We start from the raw sequence: 18046 nt of genomic DNA on the forward strand, positions 1-18046 counted from the left end.
TCACTTCGTCCCGACCGTCCGCAGCACCGTCACCGCCACCGTCCGCGCCACCTCCACCACCTCGGCGACCGACACCCTCTCCCGCGCGCTGTGCGCCACCCGGATGTCCCCCGGCCCGAACTGCAGCGTCGGGATGCCCGCCCCCGTGTACAACCGCAGATCACTCCCGTACGGCGCCCCGCACTCCCGCAACCCCCCGGCTCCCACGGCGTCGCCGTACGCACCCCGGATCACCTCCGGCAGCGGATGGCCCTCCGGCAGCCGCCCACTGGCGAACTGCCCGCCGGGCCAGGTCACGGTCGGCGGATGGTCCCGCAGCCACGGATCGTCGGCGCACGCCTGCGCCACGCACCGCTCGAAGGCCGCGCGTGCCTGCGCCGGGTCCTCGCCCAGCCGTACCCCCAACCGTCCCTCCGCGACCAGCAGATCGGGCACGCTGCTCGCCCAGTCCCCGGCGCGGACCGTCCCCACCGACAGGGCGTACGGGATCGGATGCTCGGCCATCAGGGGATGCGGGTCCCGGTTGCGCTCGGCCTCCAACCGCGCCAGTGCCCGGTGCAGCGGCAGGTACGCGTCGATCGCGCTCACGCCCTGATCCCGTGCGCTGCCGTGCGCCGCCAGGCCGGGCACGGCGATGCGGAAGGTCAGCGCGCCGGCGTTGGCGGTGACGAGGGTGCCGCCCGTCGGCTCGGTGATGACGCAGACGTCGCCCCGGTGGCCCCGCCGCAGCGTGCCGAAGGCGCCGAGGCCGCCGTCCTCCTCGCCCACGACGAAGTGCACGCCGACGCGCCCGCGCAGCCGCACCCCGGCGGCCCGCAGCGCGGAGAGCGCGGCGAGGTGGGCCACCAGGCCGGCCTTCATGTCACAGGCGCCCCGGCCGTGTACGACATCGCCGGTCACCCTGGGCACGAACGGATCGCCGTCCCAGGCGTCCGGATCCCCGGGCGGTACGACGTCCACGTGGCCCTGGAGGACGAAGGTCGGCCCGTCGCCACCGTCCGGCGTCACTCCGACGAGCCCCCAGGCCTCCTCGCGCTCCGTCTCCGCCCCCGGGAAGTCGGGTTGTGCGCGCAGCTCGTCCAGGTCCATGGACCACAGGTCGACCGCCAGCCCGAGCCGTTCCAGCCGCCCCGCCAGCAGCTGCTGAAGCTCCGACTCGGCCGCGCTCCCGGTCACGCTCGGCACCGCGATCAGCTCCAGCAGCGTGCGTCCGATCCAGGCCTCGTCGATCTCCGCCAGGACGGCGCCCTCCACGTCACTCAGCACGATGACGTTCCTCCCCTCGCCCACGGGTCACCGACCCGATAGTCACCCATACCCGGGGAGAACGGGGAGCGAAGCCGCCCTACGCGGAACCCCCCACCGTGAACCCGATCACCGCCCCGCCCCCGTCCCGCCGGATGGCGAACGGCGCTCCCCCGTGCGACAGCGCCACCTCCCGCACGATCGACAGCCCGAGCCCCGACCCGGGCAGCGACCGCGCGTCGGCGGCGCGGTAGAAGCGGTCGAAGACCCGGATCAGATCGTCCTCGGCGATACCGGGCCCCCGGTCGAGGACCTCGACGCGCACCGTCCCCGGCCGGGCGGGACCGGCGACGTTGATCTCGATCGGCGCGGTGCCGTCGCGGTCGAACTTCGCCGCGTTCTCGACGAGGTTGGTCACCGCGCGCTGGAGCATCCCCGGCCGTCCGTCCGTCGTCGTCTCACCGCTCGCCCGGACCTGGATCCGCCGTCCCGTACGCCGCCGTGCCAGCCCCGCGACGTCCTCGGCGATCTCGGCGAGGTCCACCCGCTGGACCGGCCCGGTGTCGGACTGCCCGGCCGCCAGATCGACCAACTCGTTGACGAGATCGGTGAGTTCGCGGGCCTCCTGGCCCAGGTCGGCCACCAGTTCGTCGCGGGTGGCGGGAGGCAGCTCGTCAATGCGCCGCAGCAAGGAGATGTTCGTACGCAGTGAGGTCAACGGCGTACGCAGTTCATGCCCCGCGTCCTGCACCAGCCTGCGCTGGTCCTCCTCCGACTGCGCCAGCCGCCCCAGCATGCGGTCGAAGGCCCGGCCCAGGCGGCCCACCTCGTCGTATCCGGTGACCGGTACCTGGATTCCGAGCCGCCGGGTGCGGGCGACGTCCTCGGCGGCGGCGGTGAGGACGACCAGGCGGCGGGTGATGCGCCGGGCCAGCCACCAGCCGAAGAGTCCCGCGAGGGTGACCACGGCCGCCATCAGCAGCAGCGTCCGCTGCTGGAGCGCCCGCAGCAGGTCCTCGGTGTCGCTGAACTCCTGCGCCACCTGCACCGCGCCCCGCCCGCCGCCGAGCGCGACGGTCGCGACGCGGTAGACGTCGCTGCCGACGCCGACGTCCTTGTACTGGACCATCCGCCCGGCCGTCGCGTCCGCCGCGATCCGCCGGTCGCCGGCCGTGACCGGCAGCCCCGGCCGCCCGGGGTCGACGACTGCACCGTCCGGGCCCAGCACCTGCACATCGGTGCGGGCAGGCCGTACGAGATCGTGCCCGGGCGCGGACGACGAGAAGTCCTCCGGGGCCATCGGCCGCTGCCGCACCTCGCCCCGCAGATCCTGTACGACCTCGTCGAACACGGATTCCTGGTCCACCCGCACCAGCCGGGCGGCGGCGGTGTACGACAGCAAGCCGACCAGGACCGTGACCACGGCGGTCACGGCCGCGAAGGACAGGGCGAAGGTGGTGCCGAGTCCCGTCCTGCGCCGACCCGTCAGCAGGCGCCCGAGCCGACGGCGGACCGAGCCCACTCAGTCCTCCCGCAGCACGTAACCCACCCCGCGCACCGTGTGGATCAGCTGCGGCGCGCCCGGCTCGTCGAGCTTGCGGCGCAGGTAGCCGACGTAGACGGCGAGGTTCTTGGAGCCGGGGCCGAAGTCGTAGCCCCAGATGCGGTCGTAGATGGTGGAGTGGTCCAGGACGATGCCGGCATTGCGCACCAGCAGCTCCAGCAGCTCGAACTCGGTCCGCGTCAGCTCCAGCTCCCGCACGCCCCGCCACGCGCGGCGCGCCTGCGGGTCCATCCGCAGCCCGGCCGCCTGGATCAGCCGGTCGGCCGGCCCGGGCATCCCGGGCGTCTCGGGGGTCTCAGGGGCCTGCTTCGGTACGCCGGCGAGGGGGCCGTTCGCCTCACTGGTGCGGCGCAGCAGGGCGCGCAGCCGGGCGAAGACCTCCTCGACGTCGAAGGGCTTCACGACGTAGTCGTCGGCGCCCGCGTCCAGGCCGGCGATCCGGTCCTGGGTCTCCACGAGCGCCGTCAGCATCAGGATCGGGGTGCGGTCGCCCTCGGCGCGCAGCACCCGGCAGACCTGAAGTCCGTCGATGCCGGGCATCATCACGTCGAGCAGGAGCACGTCCGGCGGCGTCCGGTGGGCCTGCGCCAGCGCCTCGACGCCGTCGGCGACCGCGGTGACCTGGTAGCCCTCCAGCGTCAGCGCGCGCTCCAGCGCGTTGCGGATGGCGCGGTCGTCTTCGGCGAGGAGAACAGTCTGGGGCACGGGTTCATACTGCCAAGGCCTCCGGCGGTTGAGCCGTGATGAGGGACATACGATCACCCTTCTTACTGGGCTCTCACCCTCACGGAGCCGCCCGGGGGCTGCCGCCCCCGGGCCCCTGCTCCGGCCCTGAAGGGGCCTTGTCCTCAGACGCCGGACGGGCTGGAGAGTGCCGCCAGCTGCTCCGCGAACGGCACGACCTCTGTCGCCGGCCCCTTCTTCGCAGGCCGACCGGCCATCAACCCCACCAGCTCCCCCGCGGCCCGCTCGATCCGCCCGTCCAGCCCCGCCGCACCCCAGTCCTCCGAGGCGGCGTACACGCCGGTCGGGACGACGACGGCCCGCAGGTGGGCGAAGAGCGGACGCAGGGCGTGCTCCAGGACCAGGGAGTGCCGGGCCGTTCCGCCGGTCGCGGCGATCAGCACGGGCAGGCCCGCGAGCGCGTCCTTGTCGATCACGTCGAAGAACGACTTGAAGAGCCCGCTGTACGACGCCGAGAACACCGGCGTGACCACGATCAGCCCATCGGCCCCGGTCACGGCGTCGATCGCGGCGGAGAGCTGCCGTCCCGGGAACCCGTTCGTGAAGTTGTGCGCGATCTCGACGGCGAGCTCGCGCAGCTCGACGACCTCTACCTCCACCGCGGCCTCCCGGCCCACCGCCGCCGCCAGCCGATCACCCAGCAGCCGCGTGGAGGACGGGACACTCAGCCCCGCGGACACGACGACGAGCCTCATGCGACGGTCACCTCCTGAGCGGCCTTGAGCGAAGCGTGGGTCGGCGCCTGCGGCACACCCGCGGGACGCCGCGCCGCGAACTCCTTGCGCAGCACCGGCACGACCTCCTCGCCGAGCAGGTCGATCTGCTCCAGCACGGTCTTCAGCGGCAGCCCGGCGTGGTCGACGAGGAACAGCTGGCGCTGGTAGTCGCCGGCGTACTCGCGGAAGGCCAGGGTCTTCTCGATGACCTGCTGAGGGGAGCCGCCCGTCAGCGGGGTCTGGTCCATGAAGTCCTCCAGCGACGGCCCGTTCCCGTACACGGGCGCGACGTCGAAGTAGGGCCGGAACTCACGGATCGCTTCGTGGGAGTTGCGGCGCATGAACACGGGGACGCCCCGGCCGACTATTGTCTGCCGGGGCGTGCCCGTCCTGATGTGCGCTGAAGGGTCCTATACAGCTCGGCCCTTGGGCGCTTTCCCCCTTCGGCGGGGGCCAGAAGATGTTGTTTTGACCCCCCCCCTCGCCGGAGCGAGAGGATTCCAGCCCAAGGGCTGAGGTTCACGAGCGCTCGACCGCTGACGCGATGTCACCCCTCCGGCAGGCCCTGCCGCGACGCTCCGAGCGGAGCAATGGCACGCTATCACAACTCCACGTCACCACATCATCGCATTACGTAGCCCTCGATGGCGAGGTTGACGTCTGCCGGATGTCCTGGCCGAGCCAGGGGTAGACCGGGCCGGTGTTCCCGCGGCCCATCATCAGATCCACCCGCCCGTCGGCCAGGTGCTGGAGCATCGCGAAGTCCTCGGCGATCTTCACCGGGTCGTTGGTGGTGATGAGGGTGGTGGAGGTGGAGAGAATCAGCCTCTCCGTCCGCGCCGCGATGTACCCGAGCATGGTCGTCGGCGACGACGGCACGAACGGCGGATTGCGGTGCTCCCCGGTCGCGAAGACGTCGAGCCCGACCTCCTCGGCCTTCGGCGCGATGGCGACCATGGCCTTGATGCGCTCGCGCTCGCTCGGCGTACGGCCCGTCGTGGGGTCCGGCGCGACATCGCCGACGCTGAAGATCCCGAACTGCAGGGTCGCTCATCCTCCAGGTTGTTGACCGTTCAACTATAGCTGGAGAACGGGGAGGGAGCGGGGGGTATTCCCGGCAGATCTGCGACAGGGCCCGGCGGTCCCGGGCAGATCCCTTTTCGGGCCTGGGACCTTGCCCATGCGGAGACCGCTGCCGGGAACCATCGCCCGCTCGGGGACCGGTCGGTGAGCATTCCCGGCGGGTTCCGGCGGCGCCGGACACGTCCTGGGCGGATCCCTGGCGGGCCCGGCGGCTTGGCCTCTCGCGGGCCCAGCGGCATGGTCCCCGGCGGTCTCGGCGGCGCCGGACACGTCCTGGGCGGATCCCGGCGGTACCGGGACCCGCCCACGCAGGGATCGCCGCCGGGCGACCGGGGGCCCTCACACCCCGTACGGATCCCGACCCGGCACTGATCCCGGCAGGCCCGGAACTATCCCCAGCGCGGATCCCTACCCGTCCGCGCAAGCAGCCGCTCGAAGGCCGACGCGTCCTCGACCTCCGGCACCGGCTCCCCGAACACCCCCATCTTCCGGGCCGTCGGCGCAAGCTCGTCCACCGCGCCGGCCAGCTCCGCCACGACCGCCTCGTCGGCACCCGGGTAGTCCTGGCCCGTCGCGCGCGCCAGGTCCCACACATGGACGGTCAGATCGAGCAGCGCCATCGCACCGACCAGCCGCGCGGGCATGTTCATCCCGCCGGTCGTCCCCTCCTCGGCACCCGGCGCGGACCACGCCGCCACCAGTCGGTCCGCCTCGTCCGCGAGCCGCTCGCGCCAGTCGGGGCTCCCGGCGACCCGGTCGGGCGTCTCACCGAAGTCGGACGCCCCCTTCGCGGCCAGCCGCTGGAACTGCACGATCACCTGGAAGAGGTGATTGACCAGGGCTTTCACGTCGTACTCGGCACAGGGCGTGGGAGCGGAGAGGGCGGCATCCGGGATCCCCCGGACCACCGGAACCGCCCGCTCGCGCGCCATGCCCAGCAGTTCACCGATGCCGTACGTCCGCACAGAGTTCGTGTCCATGCCCCGACCGTAGGGACGCCCGCCGCTGCCTTCTTGAAGAAACGCGACGTACGATCCGGCCATGGAGGCACCCCGCCACGACACCCGCGGGATCGTCGACCCGGCCGGACTGCTGAACCGCGTACGGTTCCGCCGCCACGAGCCCGCCGAGCCGCTGCGCCGGTACGTCGAGTGGTACTGGCTCATCGACTGGGACCTGCCCGAGCCGTACGCCTCCCACGTGGTCCCGCACCCGTCCGTCAACCTCACCTTCCAGTGGGACGGGGCCGACGAGGAGGGAGCGCCGCCCTACTGCGAGGTCACCGGAGTCGCCCTCGGCCTCTTCACCCGCAAGCTGACCGGACGCGGCCGGGTCTGCGGGGTGAAGTTCCGGCCAGGCGGCTTCCGGCCGTACGTCCCCGGGGTGCCGGTGTCCCGCTGGACCGGCGAGGCGCTGCCCGCCGGGGAAGTCCTCCCGCAGGCCACGGCCGACATCGCCCACGGGATCGTCACCCCCGCCGACGACCACGCCCGCGTCGCCGCCCTCGACACCTTCCTCCTCTCCCTCCCCTGCGTCCCGGACCCCCAGGCCGACCTCGCCACGACCCTCGTCCAGCACATCCGCACCGACCGCACCGTGCGCCGCGTGGCCGACTTCGCCGACTGGCAGAACATGTCGGTACGTTCCCTGCAACGCCTCTTCTCGGCCTACGTCGGGGTCAGCCCGAAGTGGGTCATCCTCCGCTTCCGGATCCACGAGGCCCTGGCCCACGCCACCACCCACACTGACACTGACACCGGCACCGGCACCGGCACCGACTGGGCCACCCTCGCCAACGACCTCGGCTACGCCGACCAGGCCCACCTGATCCGGGACTTCACGAGGACGGTGGGGGTGCCGCCCGCGGCGTACGCACAAGGGGTGGAGTGACCCGACGTGCGTGGCTGCGGACAGCCGCACCCCACCTCAAGGCACCAGCACCAACCGCCCCCGAACCCCACCCTCCGCCAGCCGCGCATGCGCCTTGGCGGCGTCCTCCAGCGCAAACGTCTCGGCCACCCGAGTCGTCAGCACCCCCTCATCCACCAGCCGCACCAACTCGGCCAGCCGCCCCCCATCGGCACTCACCTCGACCGCACCGGTCCGCACCCCCCGCACAGAACCGGGCTGCGCCTGCGGAATGACCCCCGCATACGCACCCCCGTCCCGCACCCACGCCAACGCGGACTCCCCGAGCACCGCCGCATCCAGCACCGCGTCGACGCTCCCCGCAGCCACCCCACCGCTCACGAACTCCCCCGCCCCCAGCGACCGTACGAGCTCCTCGTCCCCCTCCCGGGCCACCCCGGTCACCGACACCCCGCGCCGCACGGCGAGTTGCACGGCGTACCCGCCGACCGCCCCCGCGGCCCCCGTCACCACCAGCGACCGCCCCGGCGCCAACTCCAGCAGATCCAGGGCCTGTACGGCGGTCAGCGCGTTCAGCGGCAGTGTCGCCGCGGCCACCGCCCCGACCGTCCTCGGCGCCGCCGCCACCGCACCCGAGTCCACGACGACATACTCGGCATGCGTGCCCAACGGCTTCATCAGCCCGGCGTCCAGCGCCACCACCTCGTCCCCCACACGCCACGCACCCCCGGCGTCCCCCATCGCGTCCACGGTGCCGGCCACGTCCCAGCCAAGACCGAGTTGCCGCCCCGCACCCCCGAAGACCCCGGACCGCACCCCCGCGTCCGCCGGATTCAGCGAGGCTGCCGCGACCTTGATCCGTATCTGTCCCGCCCCCGGTTCCGGCACCGCGGTCTCCACGACCTCAACGACCTCGGGCCCACCGAACATCGACACCACAGCAGCACGCATGACACATCTCCATCCCAGAGCATTCATCTCATTCCGGGGCATTCACCCCGCTACTGCGACAACCCTAGGAAGAGTTACTATCGAAAGGTAAGTAGTTACCCGAGAGTGCGTATGGACCCCGGAGGTGAGCCATGGCGACCATGACGGCGGCACAGCGCCGCGAGCAGGCCCGCATGGAGTACGACGCGTTCCTCAAGGGCTGCCCCACCAACCAGCTCATGGAGCGCATCAGCAACAAGTGGGTCTGCCTCGTCCTCGCCGCCCTCGCCCCCGGCCCCATGCGCTACAGCGACCTCGGCCGCAAGATCGCCGGCGTCAGCCCCAAGATGCTGACCCAGACCCTGCGCTCACTGGAACGCGACGGCCTCCTCACCCGCGCCGTCACCCCGTCCGTCCCGGTCCGCGTCGACTACGAACTCACCGCGCTGGGCGACGACCTGGCCCGGCTGCTGACCGCGGTGAAGGACTGGGCGGAGACCCACTTCGACGAGGTACGCGAGGCCCGCGAGCACTACGACGCCGAGGACACGAACGACGTCGGGAACAGTCAGAAGTAGCGGGACCAGCCAGGAGCAGCAGGACCCGGTCAGAAGTAGTACGTGTCCCCCGTGTCCAGCACGAGCACCCGCTGCTGCCCCTGCCCGGCCTGCTCATCGAGCTGCTGACCGCTCCGCAAGGTGCCGACTTCCATCAGCACCTCCGACGGCGCCCCCTGCAGCCGTACCCGCAACCCGACCCGCTGCCCCACCCCGTCCGCGTCCGGCCCCCCGACCCGGCACATCACCGCCTGCGGCTGCGCCCGCACGCACCCCCGCGGCAGCTCCTGCCGGTCCGCCAGCGGCACCGACCAGCGCAGCAGCACCGTCACCTGCGCGCCCGCCGCCGCGGCCGGCTTGTGCTGGTGCGGCGCGAACCGTACGTCGACCTGCCCGGCGGCCAGGGCCACCGACCCGTGATAGGCGAGACCCGGCTCGGGCCCACCCACCGCCCCGGCGTCCGAGGCCACCCCACCGACCGTCGCCAGCACGGCCGCACCGCACACCGCAGCCACCCGCATCCGCCGCATAGCGCCCACTCCCACTCCTCACTCCACGTGGTCGTACGGATGTATCCCACGCGGAGCGCCCGGCAGGCGCCGTCCAACAGGTGACGCGAAGGCTCACGTGAGGGCATGCGAAGCTGACGGCCATGCTCGTCCTCCGCTCCGCCGCCCTCTTCGCCGTCGCCGCCCTCTTCGAGATCGGCGGCGCCTGGCTGGTCTGGCAGGGCGTGCGCGAGCACCGCGGCTGGCTGTGGATCGGCGCGGGCGTCATGGCGCTGGGCGCCTACGGCTTCGTCGCCACGCTCCAGCCCGACGCCGAGTTCGGCCGCATCCTCGCCGCGTACGGCGGCGTCTTCGTCGCCGGCTCCCTCGCCTGGGGCATGGTCGCGGACGGCTACCGCCCCGACCGCTGGGACGTGACGGGCGCGCTGATCTGCCTCGCGGGCATGGCGGTGATCATGTACGCGCCGCGAGGAAACTGATCCCGTCAGGGCTCAGGTCGGCGGCAGCAGTCCCAGCTGCCCGAGGAAGTCCATCTCGTCGAAGTAGAGCCGGTAGTCGACGATGTGTCCGCTGGCGTCGACGGTGGCGAAGTCCACCCCGCGGATCCTGATCTCCTTCTGCGTCGGGGCCAGCGTCTCCCCCGTGGGCAACTGGATCGGCCCCGTGTTCCGGCCGCTGAAGATGCCCTCGTCGATGGCCGTGTTGCCGACCTCGTACGAGTGCACCGACTCGTAGGAGCCGTCGGGTACCGCCTCCGTCATCTGACGCCAGTACGTAGCGATGTCGTCCCGCCCATGGAGCTCCCCGCCGTCGGGGGTGACGGCGACCGCGTCCTGCGCGTACAGCTCGGCGATGGTTTCGGGGTCTGCCGTGGTGATCGCTTCGGTGAGCCGGTCCATGACCTCACGTGCCTGTCCCATGATCCACCTCCCGTAGTGGAGAACCACCCCCCTCATTCTCCCACCGCCCACCTATCCTGGCCGGACAGGCTTTCGATCACGCACAAGCACGCACAAGCACCCACGAGCCCGCACGATCACGCACCGAGGAGCAGCCATGCCCACCGCCGCACCGTCCGCCGCCTCCCGCATCGCCGTCGTCACGGGCGCGAGCGGCGGAATCGGCGCCGCCACGGCACGACAGCTCGCCGCGGCCGGCTACCGGGTCGTCCTGACCGCCCGCCGCAAGGACCGCATCGAGGCACTGGCCGAGGAGATCAACGCGGCCGGCCACTCGGCGACGCCGTACCAACTGGACGTCACCGACCGCGCCGCGGTCGACGAGTTCGCCCTGGCCTTCAAGACGATCGGCGTCCTGGTCAACAACGCGGGCGGCGCACTCGGCGCCGACCCGGTGGCCACCGGCGACCCCGCCGACTGGCGCACGATGTACGAGACGAACGTCATCGGCACCCTGAACCTCACCCAGGCCCTGCTCCCGAAGCTGGACGCGAGCGGCGACGGCACGATCGTCGTCATCTCCTCCACCGCCGGCCACGGCACCTACGAGGGCGGCGCGGGCTACGTCGCCGCCAAGCACGGCGCCCACGTCCTCGCCGAGACCCTCCGCCTGGAGATCGTCGGCCGCCCGGTCCGCGTCATCGAGATCGCCCCCGGCATGGTCAAGACGGACGAGTTCGCCCTGACCCGCTTCGCCGGCGACACGGACAGGGCGGCAAAGGTCTACGAGGGCGTCACCGAGCCCCTCACCGCCGACGACGTCGCCGACACCGTCACCTGGGCGGTCACCCGCCCCAGCCACGTCAACATCGACCTCCTCGTCGTCCGCCCCCGCGCCCAGGCGTCCAACACCAAGGTCCACAGGGAGCTTCAGTGACGGACGGCGACAAGAACAGCGCCCCGCCCCGCAAGGACCCGCACGACGAACGCCAGATGTGGTGGTGGCTCGCCTACTTCCTCTTCGGCATCCACATCGTGGCGTTCGTCATGATCTACGCGGTGACCCACGCTCCGAAATGAGGAGCGTGGGCCGGGGTGTCAGTGGGCGTCAGCCCTTCACGCACACAACCTGCTTCAGCTTCGCCACGACCTCCACGAGGTCCCGCTGCTGATCGATGACCTGCTCGATCGGCTTGTACGCACCCGGAATCTCGTCCACGACACCGGAGTCCTTACGGCACTCAACACCCCGCGTCTGCTCCTCCAGGTCCTTCGTCGAGAAGCGACGCTTCGCCGCGTTCCGGCTCATGCGCCGACCCGCGCCGTGCGAGGCCGAGTTGAAGGACATCGGGTTCCCGAGGCCCTTCACGATGTACGACCCCGTGCCCATTGAGCCCGGGATGATGCCGTACTCGCCGGAGCCGGCCCTGATCGCGCCCTTGCGGGTCACGAGCATGTCCATGCCCTCGTAGCGCTCCTCGGCCACGTAGTTGTGGTGCGCGCTGATCTCCGGCTCGAAGGTCGGCTTGGCCTTCTTGAACTCCTTGCGGATCACGTCCTTCAGGAGCGCCATCATGATCGTGCGGTTGTACTTGGCGTACTCCTGCGCCCAGAACAGGTCGTTGCGGTACGCCGCCATCTGCGGGGTGTCCGCGATGAACACGGCGAGGTCGCGGTCGACCAGGCCCTGATTGTGCGGGAGCTTCTGGGCCACGCCGATGTGGAACTCCGCGAGTTCCTTGCCGATGTTCCGGGAACCGGAGTGCAGCATCAGCCAGACGGAACCGTCCGTATCGGTGCACACCTCCACAAAGTGGTTTCCGCTGCCCAGCGTCCCCATCTGCTTCCCGGCCCGCTCCTGACGGAACTTGACCGCGTCCGCGATCCCGTCGAACCGCCCCCAGAACTCATCCCACCCCGCGGTGGCGAACCCATGCATCCGCCCCGGATCCACGGGACTGTCATGCATCCCCCGCCCCACCGGAATCGCCTGCTCGACCTTCGACCGCAGCCGCGACAGATCCCCCGGCAGATCATTGGCCGTCAGCGACGTCCTCACCGCCGACATCCCGCACCCGATGTCCACCCCCACCGCCGCAGGACACACAGCCCCCTGCATCGCGATGACGGACCCGACCGTCGCCCCCTTCCCGTAATGCACGTCCGGCATCACAGCGAGGCCCTTGATCCACGGCAGGGTCGCGACGTTCCGCAGCTGCTGCAGGGCCACGTCCTCGACCGTCGCCGGGTCGGTCCACATACGGATCGGAACCTTCGCGCCCGGCATCTCCACGTACGACATATCGTCCTCTATCCCCCGGAAATCACATACAAGTCTGAAATCGCAAAACCGGCGCCAGGATCGATGAAAAGGGACAACGGACCGGCGTCCACGGCAGTGCGTGCGATACACATTGTCTCCAGTGCACGCCCCCGCGCAGCAAGCGAATAACCAGCGGGGACACTGGAACACCGGCATCGCACCGACCACACAGCCACCGTCGAGAGGAGCCTGACCGTGCAGCGGAAGGCGTACGTACCCGGCGTAGCCGCGCTCCTCGCGGCGCTGCTGGCCGGCTGCACCGGCAGTTCCGACAGCGGCGGTTCGACCGACGACTCCAACCCAGGCGACTCGGGTACGGCGACCGCGGCGGCCGAGCCCGGCCGGTACACCACGCTGCCCGAGGCCTGCGAAGTGCCCGGCCAGGAGACGCTCGACGCGTTGCTGCCCGGCATCAGGCAGCTCACGGACGAGGAGCAGCGCGAGAAGGCGTACGAGGGCACGCCGACGCTGACCTACGACACGGACCGCAAGGTCGGCTGCCGTTGGAAGGTCGAGTCGGCGGACGCCACGGACCATCTCTTCGTCGACTTCGAGCGTGTGGTGTCGTACGACACATCGGTCAGCGACGACAGCGAGGCGCAGGAGCTCTTCGCGATCCAGCAGGAGGCCGCCGACCTTCCGGAGCCGACGAGTTCGGAGAGCGGTGAGGGCAACAGTGAGGGCGCCTCCTCCGGCGACCCGAGCGGCTCGTCCTCCCCCTCGGCGTCGGCCTCCGCCTCGACCTCGGCCTCGACGCCCAATTCGCCCTCTACGTCCGGCTCATCCCCTTCGTCCTCTGCCTCAACCTCCCCCTCCACCTCCGGTTCCTCCAGCCCCACCGACGGCGCGACCCCCGTCGAGCTCCAGCCCCGCGTTCTCGACGACCTCGGTGACGAGGCCTTCCTCGACGACGCGCTCAGCAGCTCCGGTTCGACGGCCCAGCAGCGCACGGTGACTGTGGCGTTCCGCACGTCCAACGTGATCGTGAGGATCGTGTACGAGGAGCAGCCGGCGACCGTCGGCACGGTTCCGGACAGTGAGGAAATGCAGGACAGGGCCCTGAATCTGGCTTCGCAACTGGCGGACGAACTCGCGGAGTAGCGCCCCTCGACCGCCCCACTGCGCCCGTGTGCGACGTAACCGAAACGAGACCACACACCTTCTTCACCGCGTACCGTGGCCCCTCGGACCCGATCCGACCGCAGGAACCACGAGTGTCAGTCATGAGTGAAGGAACCATGCAGCGAGCAGCAGAGCGAGACCAGCATGACCGGCGTGACCAGCGCGAGCAGTGGGCTAGGGGCCTGCGCCGTGTCCTTGTCTGCGCGGCAGCCGTCCCGGTGATGCTGATCGCCTCGGGCTGTTCCTCGGACTCCGGTTCGGACGACGCCGGTGCCGGGGACAGCGCGAAGGCGTCGGCGTCGGAGTCGTCGGCGAGCCCGTCGCCGACGGTGCAGGCGGTCGCGTACAAGGCGCTTCCCGAGCCGTGCAAGGTGCTGACGAAGAACACGCTGGAGGTTCTGGCCCCGAAGGCCAAGTCGGGCAAGAAGGGGTCGTCGGACGACGCCTCGACGCGTAGCTCGTGCTCCTGGAGCAGCCTCGACAACAACGGCGTGAAGGGCTCGCAGTTCCGCTGGCTGAACGTCTCCCTGCTGCGCTTCGACTCGGACGTCACGCGCGGCTCGGGCAACCAGCTGGCGCGGGAGTACTACGAGACGCAGGTCGAGGACGCCCGGGCGGTGAGCGGCGCGAAGAACGTCAAGTCGGAGCCGGTCAACGGGGTGGGCGACGAGGCGACGGCGGTGCGCTACGACCTGAAGAAGAAGGAGGGCGCCTTCAAGCAGGAGACGGTCGTGGCCCGGGTGGAGAACGTGGTCGTCACGCTCGACTACAACGGCGCCGGTCTGGCCGGTGAGAAGACGCCGAGCGCGGACGATCTGAACAAGCTCGCGCAGAAGGCGGCCAAGGAGGCGGTGGCCGCTGTGACGAAGGAGAACGGCAGCGGCGGCGCGGGCACGCCGAGCAGCACCCCTTCGAAGTCGGCTTCGAAGTCTCCCTCGAAGTCGCCGTCCGGCAGCTCCTCGAAGGCGGCGTCCAGCTCCCCGTCCAAGTCAGCGTCGAAGAAGAGCTGACCGTCACACCTGCCCCACCCCTGTGTCACAACGCGCAGCTCAGACCCGCCTGTTGTACGAGCCCGGCCCCCTCCAGGGACCGGGCTCGTGCCATGCGTGAATCCGGACGCCGCACAGATGTGCCACCCTGTTGCGCGCAACAGCATGCACTGGGAGGGGAGTACGAGTGGCCGCGCCACCACCGCAGCTGACTCGGACGCATCGCATTCTCATCGGTGTGGTCGTGTTCGGCGCCGTGATCATCGCCGGCATCGGCTTCGCCGGTTCGTACGCGGCCGTCCGCGAGCTGGCCATCCAGAAGGGCTTCGGGAACTTCAGTTATGTCTTCCCGATAGGCATCGACGCGGGTATCTGCGTCCTGCTCGCCCTGGATCTGCTCCTGACGTGGATCCGTATCCCGTTCCCGCTCCTGCGTCAGACGGCCTGGCTGCTGACGGCGGCGACGATCGCCTTCAACGGCGCGGCCGCCTGGCCGGACCCGCTGGGCGTGGGCATGCACGCCGTGATCCCGATCCTGTTCGTGGTGGCGGTGGAGGCGGCCCGCCACGCGATCGGCCGCATAGCGGACATCACGGCCGACAAGCACATGGAGGGCGTCCGCCTCACCCGCTGGCTCCTCTCCCCCCTCCCGACGTTCCTCCTGTGGCGCCGCATGAAGCTGTGGGAGCTGCGCTCCTACGAGCAGGTCATCAAGCTGGAGCAGGAGCGCCTGGTGTACCAGGCGCGTCTGCGCTCCCGCTTCGGCCGCGGATGGCGCAGGAAGGCCCCGGTGGAGTCCTTGATGCCGCTGCGCCTGGCGCGGTACGGGGTGCCGCTGGCGGAGACGGCTCCGGCGGGCCTGGCGGCGGCGGGCATCGAGCCGGCACTGCTGCCTCCGGCGCCCAAGCAGGCCCTGGACGTGGCACCCGTGGCGCCTGCGGCACCCGTAGCGGACGTGGCACCGGTCCCCCGGCAACCGGCGCCCCCTCGCGAGGAGCGCCCTGAGCTGATGGTCGGCGCCCCGGGCCCCGAGCAGCAGGAGTACGTGCAGGACTGGTTCAACACGCCGCGCCAGGTCGCGTACCAGGGCGGCTACGACCCCTCGCGCGAGCCCCAGGAGCACTACGACGACTGGTACCAGGAGCAGCTCCAGGCGGAGCAGTACCAGGACCAGTACCAGGAGGAACCCCCCGTCCAGGAGCCCTCTCCGGAGGACACCGGCACCTTCCCGATCCCCGTGACCGGCAACCGCACCCGCCAGCTGGGCGAGGGCGGCGGCCCCGCGGAACCCCCGGAGCCGGACGAGGACGACTACTACCAGGTCTTCCGCCAGTCCATAGACGGCAGCTATCCCACGCCCCGTGTGCTCGGCGACAACATCCAGGCGACTTACGGCGTGTCGCTGGGCCCGAGCGAGCTGAAGACCCTCGCGGAGCGCTTCCAGCAGCGCCACTCGGCGGAGCTGGAGGAGGACCACATCGCGTAACCCGTACCCGTACGACGATGGGGGGCGCCCGGCGAACACCGGGCGCCCCCCATCGTCGTAGAACGGCTTACTTACTCCCCGAGCAGGGCCCGCACCCGCTCCTGCCCCACCGCAAGCAGCAGCGTGGGCAGGCGCGGCCCGGTGTCCCGCCCGACCAGCAGGTGGTAGAGCAGGGCGAAGAACGTCCGCTGGGCGGTCTTGATCTCGGCCGGCAGCTCCTTGGGCGTGGCGTCCGCGGAGAACCCGGCCTGCACCTTGGGCACGCCGTACACGAGGTGGGTCAGGCCGTCCAGCGACCAGTGCTCGGCGAGTCCGTCGAGCAGCAGCCGCAGTGACTGCTGGGACGCCTCGTCGAGGGACTTCAGCAGCTCGGCGTCGGGTTCGTCGCGCACGATGGTCCGCTGGTCGGCGGGCACCTGCGTGTTGATCCAGGCCTCGGCCTTGTCGTACCGGGGACGGGCCTCGTCCAGCGTGGCCAGGGGGTTCTCCGGGTCCAGCTCGGAGAGGATCCGCAGCGCCTGGTCCTGGTGCCCGGCGGTGATGTCGGCGACGGACGCGAGCGTCCGGTACGGCAGCGGCCGCGCGGTCCTCGGCAGCTCACCGCCCGCCGTGCGCACGGCACGCGAGTGCGCGGCGACGTCGGCGGGCAGCGCGGACCCGTCGGCGACCTTCCCGTCGAGCTTGTCCCACTCGTCGTAGAGCCGCTGGATCTCCTGGTCGAAGGCGATCTTGAAGGACTGGTTGGGCCGGCGGCGGGCGTAGAGCCAGCGCAGGATCTGCGGCTCCATGATCTTCAGCGCGTCGCCGGGCGTGGGTACCCCGCCCCGCGAGGACGACATCTTCGCCATCCCGCTGATCCCCACGAAGGCGTACATGGGCCCGATGGGCTGCTTGCCGCCGAAGATCCCGACGATCTGCCCGCCCACCTGGAAGCTCGACCCGGGGGACGAGTGGTCCACGCCGCTCGGCTCGAAGACGACACCCTCGTACGCCCACCGCATGGGCCAGTCGACCTTCCAGACCAGCTTGCCGCGGTTGAACTCGTTGAGCCGGACGGTCTCCGAGAAGCCGCACTCGTCGCAGGTGTACGACAGCTCGGTGGTGTCGTCGACGTAGGAGGTGACGGTGGTGAGGTCCTTCTCGCAGTTGCCGCAGTAGGGCTTGTACGGGAAGTACCCGGCGGAGCCGAGGCTGCCGTCGTCCTCGCTCGCCGCGCCGGAGCCCTCGGCGGCCTCCAGCTCGGCCTCGTCGACCGGCTTCTGCGACTTCTTGGCGCCGGCCTTCGGCTTGGTGCGGTACTGGGCGAGGACGGCGTCGATGTCGCCCCGGTGCTTCATGGCGTGCAGGACCTGCTCGCGGTACACGCCGGAGGTGTACTGCGCGGTCTGGCTGATCCCGTCGAACTCCACACCGAGCTCGGCGAGCGCCTCGACCATGGCCGCCTTGAAGTGCTCGGCCCAGTTCGGGTGCGCCGAGCCCTGCGGCGCCGGCACGGAGGTCAGCGGCTTGCCGATGTGCTGGGTGTGGGTCTCCTTGGAGACACCTGCGATGCCCTCGGGCACCTTGCGGTACCGGTCGTAGTCGTCCCAGGAGATGAGGTGCCGGACCTGGTACCCGCGCCGCCGGATCTCGTCGGCGACGAGGTGCGGGGTCATGACCTCGCGCAGGTTGCCCAGGTGGATGGGCCCGGAGGGAGAGAGCCCGGACGCGACGACGACCGGTTTGCCCGGGGCCCGACGCTCCGACTCCTCGATGACCTCATCCGCGAAACGGGAGACCCAGTCGGTGGTCTCGGTGCTCTGAGCCACGTCGGCACGTCCTTCTTTCTCCAGGGCAGCCGTACGGTCAACGGCTGGCGCCGTCCATTGTCCCAGACCCGATAAGCGGCGCAGCCGCTTATCGAGGGGCGCGGGGCTGTATCGATTTGCGGCTCCGCCGCGTGGGCGCGACAAGCCCCCACCGCCCCGCACCCGGCCACGAACCCGGAAAACCCCTTTGCGACCCCGTGGG

The 18046-nt window shown here is 70.9% G+C and carries 18 protein-coding genes and 1 pseudogene; 8 read left to right on the forward strand and 11 right to left on the reverse strand.

The window, feature by feature from the left end:
* The 6 genes and pseudogenes from ACIA8X_RS36510 to ACIA8X_RS36535 form a co-directional block, all read right to left on the reverse strand.
* Entirely contained in the window at positions 1 to 1266 is a 1266-nt protein-coding gene (locus ACIA8X_RS36510) for an ArgE/DapE family deacylase (RefSeq protein WP_399460100.1), read from the reverse strand.
* A 79-nt stretch (positions 1267 to 1345) separates the two neighbouring features.
* Entirely contained in the window at positions 1346 to 2767 is a 1422-nt protein-coding gene (locus ACIA8X_RS36515) for an ATP-binding protein (RefSeq protein WP_399460101.1), read from the reverse strand.
* Positions 2768 to 3514: a response regulator transcription factor gene (locus tag ACIA8X_RS36520; RefSeq protein WP_393458337.1), complete on the reverse strand. Its 747-nt coding sequence runs from the start codon at positions 3512 to 3514 to the stop codon at positions 2768 to 2770.
* A gap of 143 nt (positions 3515 to 3657) precedes the next feature.
* Positions 3658 to 4248 carry a CE1759 family FMN reductase gene (locus tag ACIA8X_RS36525; protein WP_393458334.1) on the reverse strand — a complete coding sequence of 197 codons (591 nt, stop codon included), beginning with the start codon at positions 4246 to 4248 and terminating at the stop codon, positions 3658 to 3660.
* Positions 4245 to 5313: pseudogene (locus ACIA8X_RS36530) on the reverse strand (CE1758 family FMN-dependent luciferase-like monooxygenase). Before ACIA8X_RS36530 ends, ACIA8X_RS36525 begins: the two are co-directional and overlap by 4 nt.
* Before the next feature lie 428 nt (positions 5314 to 5741).
* Positions 5742 to 6332: a TIGR03086 family metal-binding protein gene (locus ACIA8X_RS36535; RefSeq protein ID WP_393458331.1), complete on the reverse strand. Its 591-nt coding sequence runs from the start codon at positions 6330 to 6332 to the stop codon at positions 5742 to 5744.
* A 61-nt stretch (positions 6333 to 6393) separates the two neighbouring features.
* Between ACIA8X_RS36535 and ACIA8X_RS36540 the strand changes: the two genes are divergently transcribed.
* Positions 6394 to 7242, forward strand: coding sequence for a DUF6597 domain-containing transcriptional factor (locus ACIA8X_RS36540; RefSeq protein ID WP_399460102.1), 849 nt, complete (start codon positions 6394 to 6396; stop codon positions 7240 to 7242).
* 36 nt (positions 7243 to 7278) lie between these two features.
* Here the strand turns inward: ACIA8X_RS36540 and ACIA8X_RS36545 are convergent, their stop codons facing one another.
* Complete coding sequence (locus tag ACIA8X_RS36545; RefSeq protein WP_393458325.1) at positions 7279 to 8172, reverse strand: NADP-dependent oxidoreductase; 894 nt, start codon at positions 8170 to 8172, stop codon at positions 7279 to 7281.
* 131 nt (positions 8173 to 8303) lie between these two features.
* Between ACIA8X_RS36545 and ACIA8X_RS36550 the strand changes: the two genes are divergently transcribed.
* Complete coding sequence (locus tag ACIA8X_RS36550; RefSeq protein ID WP_393458322.1) at positions 8304 to 8729, forward strand: winged helix-turn-helix transcriptional regulator; 426 nt, start codon at positions 8304 to 8306, stop codon at positions 8727 to 8729.
* A 29-nt stretch (positions 8730 to 8758) separates the two neighbouring features.
* On the opposite strand, the gene ACIA8X_RS36555 is transcribed toward ACIA8X_RS36550, so the two are convergent.
* A complete protein-coding gene (locus ACIA8X_RS36555) occupies positions 8759 to 9238 on the reverse strand; it encodes a hypothetical protein (protein ID WP_393458770.1) in 480 nt (159 codons plus the stop codon).
* A gap of 122 nt (positions 9239 to 9360) precedes the next feature.
* Here ACIA8X_RS36555 and ACIA8X_RS36560 point away from each other — a divergent pair, with 122 nt between their 5' ends.
* The gene (locus ACIA8X_RS36560; RefSeq protein ID WP_393458319.1) at positions 9361 to 9696 is read left to right on the forward strand and encodes a YnfA family protein; all 336 of its coding nucleotides are present in this window, start codon (positions 9361 to 9363) and stop codon (positions 9694 to 9696) included.
* Between the two features lie 12 nt (positions 9697 to 9708).
* Here the strand turns inward: ACIA8X_RS36560 and ACIA8X_RS36565 are convergent, their stop codons facing one another.
* Positions 9709 to 10137 (reverse strand): ester cyclase, encoded by a 429-nt coding sequence (locus ACIA8X_RS36565; protein WP_393458316.1) that lies wholly within the window; start codon positions 10135 to 10137, stop codon positions 9709 to 9711.
* Positions 10138 to 10273: 136 nt separating this feature from the next.
* On the opposite strand from ACIA8X_RS36565, the gene ACIA8X_RS36570 reads away from it, so the two are divergent.
* Together ACIA8X_RS36570 and ACIA8X_RS36575 are read left to right on the forward strand one after the other, a co-directional pair.
* Positions 10274 to 11053 (forward strand): SDR family NAD(P)-dependent oxidoreductase, encoded by a 780-nt coding sequence (locus ACIA8X_RS36570; RefSeq protein WP_393458313.1) that lies wholly within the window; start codon positions 10274 to 10276, stop codon positions 11051 to 11053.
* Positions 11050 to 11196, forward strand: a complete 147-nt coding sequence (locus ACIA8X_RS36575) for a hypothetical protein (RefSeq protein ID WP_393458310.1) — start codon at positions 11050 to 11052, stop codon at positions 11194 to 11196. The genes ACIA8X_RS36570 and ACIA8X_RS36575 overlap by 4 nt, the downstream gene beginning before the upstream one ends.
* A gap of 28 nt (positions 11197 to 11224) precedes the next feature.
* On the opposite strand, the gene ACIA8X_RS36580 is transcribed toward ACIA8X_RS36575, so the two are convergent.
* Positions 11225 to 12418, reverse strand: a complete 1194-nt coding sequence (locus tag ACIA8X_RS36580) for an RtcB family protein (protein ID WP_399460103.1) — start codon at positions 12416 to 12418, stop codon at positions 11225 to 11227.
* Positions 12419 to 12634: 216 nt separating this feature from the next.
* Here ACIA8X_RS36580 and ACIA8X_RS36585 point away from each other — a divergent pair, with 216 nt between their 5' ends.
* The 3 genes from ACIA8X_RS36585 to ACIA8X_RS36595 all read left to right on the forward strand — a co-directional run bounded on the left by ACIA8X_RS36585 (position 12635) and on the right by ACIA8X_RS36595 (position 16036).
* Positions 12635 to 13540: a DUF3558 domain-containing protein gene (locus ACIA8X_RS36585; RefSeq protein WP_393458304.1), complete on the forward strand. Its 906-nt coding sequence runs from the start codon at positions 12635 to 12637 to the stop codon at positions 13538 to 13540.
* 137 nt (positions 13541 to 13677) lie between these two features.
* Positions 13678 to 14571, forward strand: a complete 894-nt coding sequence (locus tag ACIA8X_RS36590) for a DUF3558 family protein (RefSeq protein WP_399460104.1) — start codon at positions 13678 to 13680, stop codon at positions 14569 to 14571.
* A 217-nt stretch (positions 14572 to 14788) separates the two neighbouring features.
* On the forward strand, positions 14789 to 16036 hold the full coding sequence (locus ACIA8X_RS36595; protein ID WP_393458298.1) for a DUF2637 domain-containing protein: 1248 nt from the start codon (positions 14789 to 14791) through the stop codon (positions 16034 to 16036).
* A 71-nt stretch (positions 16037 to 16107) separates the two neighbouring features.
* On the opposite strand, the gene lysS is transcribed toward ACIA8X_RS36595, so the two are convergent.
* Positions 16108 to 17844, reverse strand: a complete 1737-nt coding sequence (gene lysS / locus ACIA8X_RS36600; RefSeq protein ID WP_393458295.1) for a lysine--tRNA ligase — start codon at positions 17842 to 17844, stop codon at positions 16108 to 16110.
* Between the last annotated feature and the right edge of the window lie 202 nt (positions 17845 to 18046).

It is taken from the genome of Streptomyces sp. NPDC051738 (assembly GCF_044453205.1).
Lineage (GTDB): Bacteria > Actinomycetota > Actinomycetes > Streptomycetales > Streptomycetaceae > Streptomyces.